The organism is Ancylobacter sp. (assembly GCF_965249975.1).
Lineage (GTDB): Bacteria > Pseudomonadota > Alphaproteobacteria > Rhizobiales > Xanthobacteraceae > Ancylobacter.
On sequence record NZ_CBDFNE010000004.1, the window covers coordinates 369,602 to 383,599 of the forward strand.

11 protein-coding genes and 1 pseudogene are annotated in these 13,998 nt (G+C 69.7%); 3 read left to right on the top strand and 9 right to left on the bottom strand.

Annotated elements, in window-relative coordinates; translation table 11 throughout:
* Positions 1-304 precede the first annotated feature (304 nt).
* The 3 genes and pseudogenes from ACP2AH_RS06255 to ACP2AH_RS06265 form a co-directional block, all read right to left on the bottom strand.
* Positions 305-2,345 (bottom strand): annotated as a pseudogene (locus ACP2AH_RS06255) (FAD-dependent oxidoreductase).
* A gap of 121 nt (positions 2,346-2,466) precedes the next feature.
* Positions 2,467-3,249 (bottom strand): YoaK family protein, encoded by a 783-nt coding sequence (locus tag ACP2AH_RS06260; RefSeq protein ID WP_425105014.1) that lies wholly within the window; start codon positions 3,247-3,249, stop codon positions 2,467-2,469.
* A gap of 108 nt (positions 3,250-3,357) precedes the next feature.
* Positions 3,358-4,329, bottom strand: a complete 972-nt coding sequence (locus ACP2AH_RS06265; protein WP_425105015.1) for a GlxA family transcriptional regulator — start codon at positions 4,327-4,329, stop codon at positions 3,358-3,360.
* A gap of 161 nt (positions 4,330-4,490) precedes the next feature.
* Between ACP2AH_RS06265 and ACP2AH_RS06270 the strand changes: the two genes are divergently transcribed.
* Positions 4,491-5,204, top strand: coding sequence for a hypothetical protein (locus ACP2AH_RS06270; protein ID WP_425105016.1), 714 nt, complete (start codon positions 4,491-4,493; stop codon positions 5,202-5,204).
* A gap of 153 nt (positions 5,205-5,357) precedes the next feature.
* On the opposite strand, the gene ACP2AH_RS06275 is transcribed toward ACP2AH_RS06270, so the two are convergent.
* Together ACP2AH_RS06275 and ACP2AH_RS06280 are read right to left on the bottom strand one after the other, a co-directional pair.
* The gene (locus tag ACP2AH_RS06275; RefSeq protein ID WP_425105017.1) at positions 5,358-6,524 is read right to left on the bottom strand and encodes a 2Fe-2S iron-sulfur cluster-binding protein; all 1,167 of its coding nucleotides are present in this window, start codon (positions 6,522-6,524) and stop codon (positions 5,358-5,360) included.
* A gap of 173 nt (positions 6,525-6,697) precedes the next feature.
* On the bottom strand, positions 6,698-7,957 hold the full coding sequence (locus ACP2AH_RS06280; protein WP_421699667.1) for an aromatic ring-hydroxylating oxygenase subunit alpha: 1,260 nt from the start codon (positions 7,955-7,957) through the stop codon (positions 6,698-6,700).
* Positions 7,958-8,225: 268 nt separating this feature from the next.
* Between ACP2AH_RS06280 and ACP2AH_RS06285 the strand changes: the two genes are divergently transcribed.
* Positions 8,226-8,663, top strand: a complete 438-nt coding sequence (locus ACP2AH_RS06285) for an EamA family transporter (RefSeq protein WP_425105018.1) — start codon at positions 8,226-8,228, stop codon at positions 8,661-8,663.
* Positions 8,664-8,751: 88 nt separating this feature from the next.
* Here the strand turns inward: ACP2AH_RS06285 and ACP2AH_RS06290 are convergent, their stop codons facing one another.
* Complete coding sequence (locus tag ACP2AH_RS06290) at positions 8,752-9,849, bottom strand: helix-turn-helix domain-containing protein (protein WP_425105019.1); 1,098 nt, start codon at positions 9,847-9,849, stop codon at positions 8,752-8,754.
* Between the two features lie 146 nt (positions 9,850-9,995).
* Between ACP2AH_RS06290 and ACP2AH_RS06295 the strand changes: the two genes are divergently transcribed.
* Positions 9,996-10,688: a hypothetical protein gene (locus ACP2AH_RS06295; RefSeq protein WP_425105020.1), complete on the top strand. Its 693-nt coding sequence runs from the start codon at positions 9,996-9,998 to the stop codon at positions 10,686-10,688.
* A gap of 91 nt (positions 10,689-10,779) precedes the next feature.
* Here ACP2AH_RS06295 and ACP2AH_RS06300 read toward each other — a convergent pair whose 3' ends face one another.
* The 3 genes from ACP2AH_RS06300 to ACP2AH_RS06310 all read right to left on the bottom strand — a co-directional run bounded on the left by ACP2AH_RS06300 (position 10,780) and on the right by ACP2AH_RS06310 (position 13,988).
* Entirely contained in the window at positions 10,780-11,832 is a 1,053-nt protein-coding gene (locus tag ACP2AH_RS06300) for a GlxA family transcriptional regulator (protein ID WP_425105021.1), read from the bottom strand.
* 94 nt (positions 11,833-11,926) lie between these two features.
* Positions 11,927-13,291 (bottom strand): L-serine ammonia-lyase, encoded by a 1,365-nt coding sequence (locus ACP2AH_RS06305; RefSeq protein ID WP_425105022.1) that lies wholly within the window; start codon positions 13,289-13,291, stop codon positions 11,927-11,929.
* 130 nt (positions 13,292-13,421) lie between these two features.
* Positions 13,422-13,988, bottom strand: a complete 567-nt coding sequence (locus ACP2AH_RS06310) for a sarcosine oxidase subunit gamma (protein ID WP_425105023.1) — start codon at positions 13,986-13,988, stop codon at positions 13,422-13,424.
* Positions 13,989-13,998 lie beyond the last annotated feature (10 nt).

Here is a 13,998-nt window from a genome sequence, read left to right on the forward strand (position 1 = left end):
CCCTGCGGGCCGACCTCTCCCCGAGGGGGAGAGGTGAAGAGGTCGCGCCAATGGATTAGGAGGGCAGAGAGGTAAGCCCTCTCCCCGTGGGGGAGAGGGTGGGGTGAGGGGGGCAGGGGGGCGCCGGCGGCCGAGCGCCGTCATGACGGTCTGGCTGTCTGGCGTCGTCATCCCGGACGGCCGCAGGCCGAGCCGGGATCGCGTGGCGACAGATGCCTCTTCTGCGTGCGATCCCGGCTCTACGCCCTGTGGGCTCCGGCCGGGATGACGTCCCTCCCACGGGAAAAGGCGCGCGCATGAACCCTCACAGATCCTTGCAGAGCCGGAGCGAATCATAGAGCGCGGCGTGGATGTTGCGCCCGGTCCAGGCATCGCCGACGCGGTAGAGCGCAAAGCCGGGCTGGCCGGTCCAGCGCGGGGCGCGGCCGGAAATGAGCGCGTCGAGATCGGTCTCGCCATCATTGACGGACCCGCCGCGCAGCGCCTCGAACAGGCCGTCCACGGGCAGCGTGCCGTAATCGACCACGACGCGGTCGACCACGCGCTCCTCCTCCGCGTCGGTCATGGTGTTGCGCAGGGCGGCGATGAGGCGGTTGCCTTCCGGGTAGATCTCGATCAGCTCGGTGTTGGGGGTCATGACCACGCCGAGCTTGTAGAGTTCGCGCAGATGCACCGGCTTGTTGGTGGTGCCGATCTCCTGCGCGATCTGCACGTCATGCGTCACCATCTCGACGAGGCAGCCTTTTTTCGCCAGCACCTCGGCGGTGGAGGCGGCGTTGTGGCCGCCGATCTCGTCGAACAGCAGCACCGAGCCGGTGGGTTCGACGCGGCCGGTGAGGATGTCCCAGGTGGAGACGGCGTGCTCGTGCCCCTTGGCATGGCCGAGATTGGGCACGCCGCCGGTGGCCATGATCACCACGTCCGGCGCCTCGGCGGCGATGTCTTCCGGCGTGGCGGCGCGGCCGACGCGGATGTCGACGCCCTTCTTCTGCACCTGCGCATACAGCCAGCGCGGAATGCCCGACAGCGCCTCGCGCCAGGTCGCCTTGGCGGCGATGTTGATCTGGCCGCCGACCACCGGCTCCTTCTCGAACAGCACCACCTTGTGGCCGCGCTCGGCGCAGACGCGGGCAGCCTCCAGCCCGGCCGGGCCGGCGCCGACGACCACCACCTTGCGCGCCACCTCCGCCTTGGGGATGACGTGCGGCATGGTCGCCTCGCGGCCGGTCGCCGCGTTCTGCAGGCACAGCGCGTCGCCGCCGACATAGATGCGGTCGATGCAGTAGCCGGCGCCGACGCATTGGCGGATGTCGTCGTCGCGGCCTTCCATCAGCTTCTTGACCAGATGCGGGTCGGCGATGTGGGCGCGGGTCATGGCGATCATGTCGACATGGCCCTCGGCGACGGCGCGGGCGCCGGTGGCCAGATCCGTCACGCGCTGGGCGTGGAAGATCGGCACCTCCACCTCGCGCTTGATGGCGCTCGGCAGATAGAGGAAGGGCGCGACGGGGAAGGACATGTTGGGCAGCGAGACGGCGTGGGACATCTCGTCCCGCGCCTGGCCGCCGACGATGTTGAGGAAGTCGACAAGGCCGAGGCGGGCATATTCGGAGGCGATGGCGACGCAGTCCTCATGGCTGAGGCCGTCGGCGATCATCTCGTCGCCGGACATGCGGATGCCGATGACATAATCGTCGCCGGTGGCCTCGCGCATGGCGGTGAGCACTTCCTTGCCGAAGCGCATGCGGTTTTCCAGGCTGCCGCCATACTCATCCGTGCGCTGGTTGACCGAGGGGCTCCAGAACTGGTCAACGAGATGGCCATGGGCGGCGGAAATCTCGCAGCCGTCCAGCCCGCCCTCCTTGCAGCGACGGGCGGCTTCGGCGAAGGCCTTCACCACGCGGCGTATGTCGTGCTTGTCCCATGGCGCGCGGCACGGTGCGGGAGGCCGGCTCGCGCCGCACCGAGGCGGAGATGGTCGGCAGCCAGTTCTCCGTGTCCCACTTCGTGCGCCGGCCCATATGGGTGAGCTGGATCATCAGCTTGGCGCCGTGGGCGTGCACGCGCTCGGCGAATTGCTGGAAATAGGGGATGACGCTGTCGTCGGTGACGGAAATCTGGTTCCACGGCGCGGCGGGGCTGTCGATCGCCACCGAGGAGGAGCCGCCGAACATGGTCAGCCCGATGCCGCCCTTGGCCTTTTCCATGTGGTAGAGCTGATAGCGCTCCTGCGGCTTGCCGTCCTTGCCGTAGCCCGGCGCGTGCGAGGTCGACATCACCCGGTTGCGGATGGTGAGGCCCTTGATGGTCAAGGGTTTGAGAAGTGCCTCGGCATTGGCGATCATGATGGTGGGCGCGCTCCTTCGCCTACGCATTCTAAACCCGACACGGGCACGATAGGTCGCATGCACCTATGCCGGACAGAAGATTTGCGCCATCGCGCCGGTAGCGTTGCGACCGAGCTGTTCAGCGCAGCAGGATGCGCAGCGCCGAGGGGCCGGCGAGCGCCAGAACCAGCAGCGCCAGCGGCACGGCGAAGACGAAGCCGACCTGGTTGAAGCCCACCGCGCCGACCACGCCGCCGACGAAGAAGGCGGTGAGGAAATAGCTGAGCAGCTTGAGCTTTTCCCGGTCCGCCAGCACCAGCGGCAGCCCGGTGCCGCGCCGGCGCCGGTTGGAATAGAACAGCTTGCCGAGTTCGATGCCGATATCGGTGACGATGCCGGTCATGTGGGTGGTGCGGATCTTGGCGCCCGACATCTTGGTGACGGTGGCGTTCTGCAGCCCCATGATGAAGCACAGCACCGCCACGGCGAGGCCGAGCATGAGGGCGTGCTGGCGGGTGAACGGGCCGATGAGCGCGAAGGCCAGCAGCAGCAGCGCCTCCAGCGTCAGCGGCAGCGCGTATTCGCGGCCGGCGACATGCAGCCGGCCCCAATTGACCAGCACCGCCGAAGTGGCGGCGCCAAGCACGAAGGCGATGAGCGCGCCCAGGCCGCCGAGAACGAGGTCGAGCGCGCCGAGCACCGCATGGTCGGCGGCGGAGGAGATGATGCCCGACATGTGCGAGGTGTATTGCCCCACCGCCAGCAGCCCGCCGGCATTGGTGGCGCCGGCGACGAAGGTCATGGGCAGGCCGAGCCACGCATCGGCGAGCGGCGTGCGCTCGGGCGCCAGCATGCCCGACGTCAGGTCGCTGTAGCGGGCGGCCAGCCTGCGATAACGGGTCGGATTCACGGGCGCGTTCATGGGCGCAGTCTCGGGGCGCGGCGTGTTTGAGGCGCCGCGGAAAGGGCAGTCACCCTGCACAATTAATACCACGCGACCTGCCGCGCCAGTGCGGACGACGCCGGACCCTCACGCCCGGGCCGGCGCGGGGGCGGGACCGCGCCGCTCGCGGCTGGGCGGGCGGCCGAAATGGCGGGCATAGGCGGTGGAGAAATGCGCCGCCGACTGGAAGCCGCAGGCGAGCCCGACATCGGTGACCGGCAGCGGCGAGAGGCGCAGCAATTCGCGCGCCCGCTCCAGCCGCAGCCGCAGCTGATAGGCCGCCGGGGTGACGCCGAGATGGCGCTGGAACAGCCGTTCCAGCTGGCGGGCGGAGACGCCGAGCCGGTTGGCGATGCCGGAAACGCCCAGCGGCTGCTCGATCGCGGCCTCCATCAGCCGCACCGCGCGGGCGAGCGTCGGGTCGGGGAGCAACGGGCGCGGGCGGGCCACCACCTTCTCCGTCCGGCGCGGGGCGCGGTCGACGATGAACTGTTCCGACACCTTGTCGGCCAGCGTCCGGCCGGCCTTGGCCTCGATCAGGGTGAGCATCATTTCCAGGGGGGCGATGCCGCCGGTGCAGGTCAGCCGGTCGCGGTCGATGACGAAGGCTTCCTCGACGAAATCGATCTGCGGGAATTCCTCGCGAATGGCCGGCAGGTTCTCCCAATGCACGGCGCAGCGGTAGAAATCGAGCAGCCCCGCCTCGGCGAGCACGAAGCTGCCGGTGCACAGCGCGCCGAGCGCGACGCCGCGCCGGCCGAGCCGGCGCAGCATGTCGGCCACCGCCGGGGTGGCGGCGTGGCGCACATCGATGCCGCCGCACACCAGCAAGAGGTCGAGCGGGCCGGCTTCCGCCAGCGCCACCGTGGGGGAGAGGGTGAGGCCGTTGCTGGCGGTGGCGGGCGTGCCGTCCGGTGTGACGATGCGCCAGGAATAAAGCTCCCCCTCGGCGACGTAATTGGCCATGCGCAGCGCTTCCAGCGCGTTGGCGCAGGCGATCATCGAATGGTTCGGCAAAGTGAGGAAGCCGATGCGGGTCAGCGAGGCGGGGTCGAGCACGTCAGGGCACCCGGAAAGTTTGCCGAAGCTTGCGCGGCGATCATGTTGGGAAATGGGCGCGCAGGATTACCCCCGCTTCGTCACCGACTGGCACCAATCATGCCGCAAAATGGTCGCCAAGACAGGCGGAAATGCGCTCGAGATAAAAGGGGATTCCGTCCATGCGCTCTTTCCTGCGCTCGCGCTCCAGCTTCCAGTCCTCGCTGACCGGCCGCCTCATGCTGCCGGTGGGCTTCGCGCTCGCGGTCGCCGCCGGCACCTATGTGGTCGCCGAAGGCAGCGGCTATGCGCGCGGCAAGGCGGAGCAGGCCGGCGCGCAGCAGGCGCAGGAGAGCGTGAAGACGCTCGCGCGGCTGGTGGCGGTGCCGCTCGACATGAGCGAGGAGCCCAGCGACAAAGGCGACCAGCTCGACATTCCCACCATGATCCGCGCCATCGAGCCCGGCGCGGTCTACAAGCCGCCGCAGAAGGCGGCCAAGCCTGCTGCGACGCGCACGACCCATGCCGGCGCCGCGCCGCTTTCCAGCGACATCACCGTCGCCGACCTGCCGGCGGGCGTGGAGCGTTTCGACCAGTGTGGCGCGCGCTGCGACAGCCGCGACCCGATGGTGCGAAACGCGCCCTCGCCCGCGCCGGTCGCCGGCAGCGCCGCACCCGCCTCGGTCGGTCGGCCGCTCGATCTCGCCGCCGCCGAACCGGGCGTGCTGCCGCCGGCCCCGGTGGTCGCCCGCGAGAGCGAGAAGAAGGAAGGCTTCCTCGGCCTGCCGCCCATTCCCACCGCCACCGAGATCGTCGACCGCACGGTGGAGGGCACCAGCCGCGCCTATGACGGGATGAAGCAGGCGGTGAACGGCGCGCTCGATCTCTGGCGCTGAAGCGCCGGTTGAGCCGCTTCCGCAATAAGCGTCATCCCGGCCGCCGCCGAAGGCGGTGAGCCGGGATCGTTCTCCCTAACTGCATGGCGATCCCGGACAGGGCCTGCGGCCCTTCCGGGATGACGTTTTTCAAGCGGAGCCCAGCGCGCTGCCTCAGCGGTCCACCACCAGATTGCTGGTCGGCTTGGAACAGCACAGCAGCGCCATGCCGGCATCGATCTCGCGCTGGCGGATGCCGCCGCCATGCTTCATCTCGACCGTGCCCTCGATGAGCTTCGACTTGCAGGTGCCGCACAGCCCCTTCGAGCAGGAGGAGGGCAGGCGCACCCCGGCGCGGCGGGCGGCGTCCAGCACGAACATGTCCGATCGGCACTCGATGCTGCGCTTCTGCTTGGCGAACTCCACCGTATAGGTGACCACGGGCGCTTCCAGCGCCTCCGGCACCGCCTGCAGCAGCTCGGCCGAGACCACCTCCGCCGCCACCTCGGGCTCGGCCCTGGCGAGTTCGGCGAAATCGAAGCTCTCCTCATGGTGGCGGGCCATGTCGAAGCCCGCGCCCTTCAGGAGTTCCCGCACCGCCTTCATGAACGGCGCCGGGCCGCAGACGAAGACTTCGCGCTCGCGAAAATCGGGCGCGACATGTTCGAGCACGCCAAGGCTCACCCGGCCGCGCAGGCCGTGCCAGGGTCTGCGCGGGCTGTCGGCCTCGCAGACCGGGGCGAAGCGGAACACGCCCGGCTGGTTGCGCGCCATCAGTTCCAGCTCGTCGCGGAAGATGATGTCGGCCGGCGAGCGGGCGGCGTGGACGAAGACGATGTCGCGCGGCTCGGCGAGGTCGTGGAAGGTGCGGGCCATCGACATGAGCGGGGTGATGCCGCTGCCGCCGGAGAGGAACAGATATTTCGGCGCCGGCGCGGCCTTGCCTTCGATGAAGCAGGAGAACTCGCCCATCGGCCCGACCGCGCGCAGCGTGGAGCCGACGCGGACCTGGTCGTGCAGCCAGTTCGACACCGGCCCGCCGGGCACGCGCTTCACCGTGATGGCCAGCGTGTGCGGGCGGGTGGGGGCGGAGGCGATGGTGTAGCAGCGATTGATGGTCTCGCCGCCGATCTCCAGTTCCAGCGTGAGGAACTGGCCGGGCTGGTAGTGGAACAGGCACGGCTCCTTCGGCGCCAGCACGAAGGTCTTCACATCCGCCGTCTCGTCGCGGATGGCGAGGACGGTGAGCGCGTCATCCGCCTCCGGGTTCCACGCCTTGAGGGCGCCGGCGAGGCGCGGGGCGGCGGGTTCGGGCGAGACGGTGGGGGTGGGCGCGTGCATGGGGGATATCTCGTCAGGTCAATTCGCGCCGGTGCGCAGGCGAGGCTCCCTCTCCCCGTGGGGGAGAGGGTCGGGGTGAGGGGATTTCCGATCGTCCGTGCCGTCGCCCCTCACCGACCGGCTTCGCCGGCCACCTCTCCCCGACGGGGAGAGGGAAGAGGCGGCCCGCCGCCTCACCGTCCCAGATGTTCGCTCATCCGGTTGACGTACCAGTTGCAGAACTTGTCCACGAGCATCTCGGTGTGCGGCGAGTAGGGGCCGGGCTCATAGGCCGGACTGCGCGCGCCGGTCTGGCAATAGCCGACCAGTTCCGAATCCTGGTCGTTGGTGGCGTCCCACACGCCGGTGAGGTTCTCGATCGTGTAGTCGACGCCCTCGACCGCGTCCTTGTGCACCAGCCATTTGGTGCGCAGCAGCGAGCGCTCGGCGTCGAGCGGCAGCACCGAGAACACCACGGCGTGGTCGGACATGAAGTGGTGCCAGCTGTTCGGCTGGGTCCAGAAATGCAGCGCCCCGTGCTTGGGGTCGTTGATCTTGCCGAGCAGCTTCTTGCAGGCGGCTTCCGTGCTGTGGGTGTGGCTTTCGCCCGCGCCGGCCAGCGGCAGGCGCTCGGTGCGGAAGCCGGTCGCCATGTCGTCGAGATGCTCCATCAGCGTGGAGGGGAAGCCGCAGCTTTCCCATTCCTTATGGCTGTCCTTGAGCAGCTTGTCGTAATCCTCGGCTTCCTTGCGCTCATGCTCGTCGAGCTCTTCCGGCGCGAAGCCGAAGCCATAGGCGAACAGCGGCACGGTCAGCTCGGGATGGTTGCCCGCGCAGTGATAGCACTCGCGGTTGTTCTCCATGGTGAGCTTCCAGTTGCCGGGCTCGATGATGTCCTTCTCGAAGGCGACCTTGGCGTTCTTCAGATCGTGCGGGGCGAGGTAGGGCGCCATCTTCGCCGCCATCACCTCGAAATCCGCCGGGGGCTCGTCGGCGAGGCAGACGAAGAGCAGCCCTTCCAGCGAGCGCACATGCACCGGCTTCAGGCCATGGCAGGAGGCGTCGAAGCCCTCGCCCATATGCGAGGCGGCGAGCAGCTTGCCGTCGAGGCCATAGGTCCAGGAATGGTAGCGGCAGACGAGATTGCCCACCGTGGTCTTGTAGTCATGGACGATGGGCGCGCCGCGGTGGCGGCAGACATTGTGGAAGGCGCGCACCTCGCCGTCATCGTCGCGCACCAGCACGATGCTGGTCTGGCCGATATTCAGCGTCATGGCGTCGCCCGGCTCGGGAATGTCGGGGTCGACGCCGACGAAGAGCCAGTGATGGCCGAAGATGATGTCGAGGTCGGCCGCGAAGATTTCCGGGCTGGTGTAGAACGGCGCTTCCAGGCTGTAGCCCGGCTTGCGGCGGCGCAGCAGCGCTTTCAGCGGGGTGGCGGTGGAATCGAGCATCGTCTGTTCTCCCTCGCGCGGGTGCGGCCCGCTTGTCGTCTGGAATTGTTCGACACAAGTGCGCCGCCGACTTTCACCGACGCGACAGACAATTTGCTGCACGCGACATTTGCCGCGGCCCTGATGCCGGCCACGCATCGGGGGGGGCGTCGGTCGCGCTCGCCCCGGCCACCACCTGCCGGTGCCAGCGGCCGGCACGGGAGAGGCATGACACGCGCAGGCGTGCCGTGCGACATTCCTGCCGACCCGAACCGCGCGGCGGACGAGCATGAAACCCCTTCTCATGAGCTGGCAGATCTGGGCGCTTCTTTCGGCGGCCTTCGCGGCGCTGACGGCCATCTTCGCCAAGATCGGCGTCGCCAATATTGGTTCGGATTTCGCGACCTTCGTCCGCACGCTGGTCATCCTCGCCGTTCTCGCCGGCCTGCTGACGGTGACCAATGGCTGGCAGGGGCTCGGCACGGTGTCGCCGCGCTCGGGCCTGTTCCTGGTCCTCTCGGGGCTGGCGACGGGCGCGTCCTGGCTCTGCTATTTCCGCGCCCTGCAAATGGGCGAGGCCTCGCGCGTGGCGCCGATCGACAAGCTCAGCGTGGTGATGGTCGCCCTCTTTGCCGCGCTGTTCCTCGGCGAGCGTCTCACCGCCACCGGTTGGGCGGGGGTGGCGTTGATCGGCACCGGGGCGGTGCTGATCGCGACCGGACTTTAGAGCTCTCTTCGATCCGCCGGAGCCGCCTGATCGATGAAAAGGGACGCCGGACGGACGCACCGGCAGCCTCTTCGCGTCGCCAGGGCGATCAGCCTTTGCGGAAGGCAGGCTCCGCCGTCGCGCGCTCCCGCCGCCACGCGGTGGGGCTGGTGCCGGTGACGCGGCGAAATTCCCGGTTGAAATTGGACTTGGTGAGGAAGCCGGCTTCCATCATCACCCGCGTCACCGGCAGATCGGTGCCGGCGAGAAGCCGCTGCGCCTCCGCCACGCGCAGATCGTTCACATAGTGCGAGACGCTGATGCCGTGGGTGCGGTTGATCGCCTGCGACAGCCGCCGCGCGGGAAGGGCGAGCCGGCGCGCGAGCCGGCCGAGATCGAGGTCGATCTCGGTGTAGAGCCGGCGCTCGGCCATCAGCGTGCCGAGGGCGGCGAGGATGGCGGCGTCCTGCGCCGATTCGTCGGATGGGGTGCCCTCCGGCGCGGTTCGCTTCCCGTCCGGCCTGTCCGCCGCGTCTTCCGGTGCGGCGAGGGGGTCGGGCGGCGCCTCGCGGTCGGGGGCGGCGGAATCGGCCGCCGCGGCGGCGGCGCCCAGCACCAGCAGCGCCAGCATGTTGAAGCTGGCAATCATCGCTGGCGTGTAACGCCCGCCGCTCCAGTCGAGGTCCAGCGAGATCAGCATATCCGTCAGCGCCGAGCCGACCAGCGCGGCGGCCGTGAGCACCAGCGCGCGATAGGAGCGCAGGGTGCCGTCGAGACGCGCGCCGATCAGCCCGTCCGGGCCTCTTCGGGCGAGCCAGCCCAGCGCGCCGCCATAGGCGAGAAACAGCGTGACGATCACCGGGCCGATGGGCGCGGGCTGAAAGAGGAACAGCGCCGCCACGGCGAGCGGCGGCAGCAGGAGATGCGGCCACAGGCGTGCCGGCCTCTGCGCGTCGTCCTCGGCAAGGCTGCGGAAGGCGGCATAGGCCAGCGGCGCGATAAAGCTGGCCAGCAGCGCCTGGAATGGCTGCACGGCGCGGATGTCATAGCCCCAGCGCAGGCCGACCAGCACCGACTGGACGCCATAGGCGAGGATGAGGGCGAGAAACAGCGCGTGCGGGCGCCCACCCTCCGCGCCGCGCACGAGGCGGAGCGCCAGCAGCAGGAGAATCAGCGCGACGACGAAGGGCAGCGGGACGAAGAGCATGGACGCGACGGGGGTGCAGCGGCGGCGACAACCACACGGTTCTGGCCCGGATCGCGCATCAGGTCGACCTGAAACGCGATCCGGGTCGCGAGGAACACGGGGACCGGCGAGGACAGGGGCTCACCAACCACAGGGAGTTCCCCGCCATGAAAACGCTGTTCCTCGTCCTCGCCGTGCTGCTGGCCGGCGGGGTGTTCGCCCGCGCCGACGACCGGCGGCTCGACCTTTCCGGCATTGAGAGGGTGGAGATCGCGGGCGATGCCGCCCTGGTGCGGCTGACCGCCCGGCCCGGTGAGGGGACGCAGGCGCGGCTCACGGAGCGCCGCACCGGCTGGTTCGCCCGCTGGTATTCGAGCTGGTTCTTCAATGATTGCCGCACAGACAGCCGCCTATGGGTGGAGGGCACGGTGCTGCATGTCGAGGCGCACAACCCCTCCCTGCTCGAATCCTCCGACTGCGCCGTCGAACTCACCGCCAGCCTGCCGCCCGAGGTGTCGGTGGCGATCACGCTCGCCGCCATGGACGCGCGGCTCGAAGGCCGCTTCGCCGCGCTCGACACCCAGACGCGCGCCGGCGATCTGACGCTCACCGGGGCGGTGGAGCGCATCGACCTGCGCGGGGCGGCGCTGCGGGCGCGTCTCGACCTCAGCGATGCGCCGCGCAGGGTGAACCTCGCCGTCGGCGCACTCGACGCCGACATCACCCTGCCGGCGCAGGCCTCGGTCGGCTGGCAGGTGGATGCCAAGGCGGCGCTGGTCGACACGGCACGCGCCAACGACCGCGACGGCGCCACCCAGCTGCGTGTCTCCGCCGATTTTCTGCGGCTGGCGATCCGCTAAAGCAATTCCCGCAAAAGTGCATGGCGGTTTTGCGATAGGAATTGCGTCCAATCAAAGAGTTAGAGCGCTTTCGAGCGACGTACCCCTGCGCTCAGTCGAACAGCCGCTGGCCGGCGACGCTCTGCACCGCCACCGGCGCGCGGGCGCGGGCATCGGACGGGGTGAAGCCGTGCTGCGCCTTGAACTGGCGGGAGAAATGCGCGCAGTCCGAGAAGCCCGCTTCCAGCGCGATATCGGTGACCGAGCGGCCCGTGGTGTCGAGCAGGAAGCGGGCATAGCGCAGCCGCAGCCGGCGGTAGAATTCCGCCGGACGCTGGCCCATCACCGTCTGGAACAGGCGTTCCAGCTGGCGGGTGGAGAGCTGCAGCCGGCGGGCGATGTCGGCGATGGGCAAGGGGTCGGCGAGGTGCTGCTCCATCATCAGCAGCGCCCGGCGCACGCGGTCATCCGCCACCAGATCGGCGATGGGCGGGTGCGGCTGGGATTCGGTGCCGGGGCGCTGGCGGTCCAGCAGCAGCACGTGCCGGCTCTTCTGGGCGATGGAGCGGCCGAGGAACTTCTCCACCAGCGCCGTGGCGAGGTCCGCCGCGCCGCCACCGCCGGCGCAGGTGATGCGGTCGCCATCGATGACATAGAGCCGGTCCGCCACCGGCGTGTGGTGGGGGAATTCCTCCATGAAATCCTGATAGTGATACCAGGACACGCAGCAGCGCCGGCCGGTCATCAACCCGGCGCGGGCGAGCACGAAGGAGCCGGTACAGACGCCGACCAGCGGCACGCCGGCACGGGCGGCGCGCTTCAGATAGGCGATGCTCTCCTCGTCCAGCTGCTGGCCGCCATGCAGCAGGCCGCCGACGACGATGATGTAGTGGAAGTTCGCGGGGTCGGCGAGCGGGCCGGAGGGCGCCACCGTGATGCCGCAGCTGGCGCGGATCGGCTCCTGACGCGAGGACATCACCTGCCAGCGGGCGAGGATGGGCCGTGAGCGGTCGCCATCATCGGCGGCGAGGCGCAGCTGGTCGACCATGAGCGAGAAGGCGGAGAGGGTGAAATTGTCGGCCAGAATGAAGCCGACATTCAGCACCGGCGCCGCCGTGCTGGACGCGCTCGTCATGGCCAGGGAGGGGGGACGCTGCTGGTTCATGGCCTGCTCCTCGACCCAGCATAGCAAATTTGCGGCGTCAGGTCGCACCAGCTGTGCGGCGGGTGAGGGCTTCCTCGGCGGCGGCATGGGCGGCTCAGCATTCCGGCAGGTTCACGGCGAGGCCGCCCAGCGAGGTTTCCTTGTATTTCGACGCCATGTCGCGGCCGGTCTCGCGCATGGTGACGATCACCTTGTCGAGCGAGACGATGTGGGTGCCGTCGCCATGCAGCGCCAGCGAGGCAGCGTTGACCGCGCTGATGGCGCCGAAGGCGTTGCGCTCGATGCAGGGCACCTGCACCAGCCCGCCAATGGGGTCGCAGGTCATGCCGAGATGGTGCTCCATGCCGATTTCCGCCGCGTTCTCCACCTGCGCCGGGGTGCCGCCCAGCGCGGCGGCGAGCCCGCCCGCCGCCATGGAACAGGCGACGCCGACCTCGCCCTGGCAGCCGACCTCGGCGCCGGAGATCGAGGCGTTGATCTTGAACAGCGCGCCGATGGCGGTGGCGGTGAGCAGGAAGATGTGCAGCCCCTCGCGGTTCGCGCCGGGGCAGTGGTCGCGGTAATAGCGCAGCGTCGCCGGCACCACGCCGGCCGCGCCATTGGTCGGGGCGGTGACCACGCGCCCGCCGGCGGCGTTCTCCTCGTTCACCGCGATGGCGTAGAGGCTGACCCAGTCCATGATCTCATGCGGGGTCGGGGCATTGCGGGCGAGAAGGCTGTCGCGGATCGCCTTGGCCCGGCGCTTGACCTGCAGTCCGCCGGGCAGCTCGCCCGAGGTGGAAAGGCCACGGTCGATGCAGGCCATCATCGCCTCGACCACGCCGTCGAGCCGCGCCTCCACCTCGGCGGGCGCGCGGCGGACGCGCTCATTGGCGAGGACCAGCTCGGCGATGGAGAGGTTCTCGCGCGCCGCATAGGCCAGCAGCTCGCGGGCATTGCGGAACGGGTAGGGCAGGGCGGCCTCATCCGCGGCCGGCGGCTGGCCGACCTCCGCCTCCGGCACCACGAAGCCGCCGCCGATGGAGCACCAGCGCGCCTCGGACAGCGGCGCGCCATCCGCCGCGAAGGCGCGGAAGGCGAGCGTGTTCGGGTGCTGCGGGGTGGGCGAGACGCCATCGAACACGATGTCGCGCGCAGGTTCGAAGCGGATGCCGTGGCTGCCGCCGAGCGGCAGGCGCCCGTCTTCCGCCACGCCGGCGACGAGCACGTCGGCGCGGTCAGGATCGACATTGCGCGGGTGCAGGCCGGCAAGGCCGAGGATCACCGCCTTGTCGGTGCCATGGCCCTTGCCGGTCCAGGCGAGCGAACCGTAGAGCACCACCTCCACGCGGGCGGTGCGCGCCAGCACTCCCTCGGCCGCGAGGCTCTCGGCAAAGCGCAAAGCGGCCAGCATCGGTCCCACCGTGTGGGAGGAGGAGGGGCCGATGCCGATCTTGAAGAGCTCGAAGGCACTGATCATGGCGGTGTGTTCCGCTTGCGTCATCCCGGCCGAAGCGGCGCGGAGAGCCGGGATCGCTCTCCTCTCGCGAACGATCCCGGATCGGCCTGCGGCCGTCCGGGATGACGTTGTGGCGGCAGCCCTGCCCGGTTCACGCCAGTTCGCGGCGGGCGTCTTCCAGCAGTTCCCAGACATAGGGCGCGAAGGAGCGCCAGACATCGATGTGGAACACGTCGGGAGCATGGCGCACCAGCACGATTTCCGCCTTGTGGAACACGGTGCGGGTGCACATGCCGACCGGGAAGGCGTCGAGCGACAGGTCCAGCGGGTTGCCCTGGTTGAGCACGAAGGCGGCCTTGTCGCCGGCGATCTCGATGCCGACGCTACGCGCGGACACATCCACCAGCGCATGCGCCACGCCCGCTGTCGCGGCCTCGATGGCGGCGAAGAGCGGGGCGGCCTCTGCGCCGGGGGCGAGCAGCAGCCACTCATCCGGGCCGAGCCAGAAGGCGAAGCGGCCACCCGCTGCATTGAAGCGGCAGGCCTCGTGCGGCAGGGCGACGCCGAAGGCCTCGCCGGCCGGGCCGATCGCCGCCTCGCGGCCACGGAAGACCAGGCGGGCGGCGTCCCCCAGCGCGGTGAGCCGCGCGGCGGGGAGAACGCGGGAGGCGGCGGCCAGCGCGCCGAGCGGGCGGGCGGGTGCGAGGGACGCGGTCACGGCAGCGCTC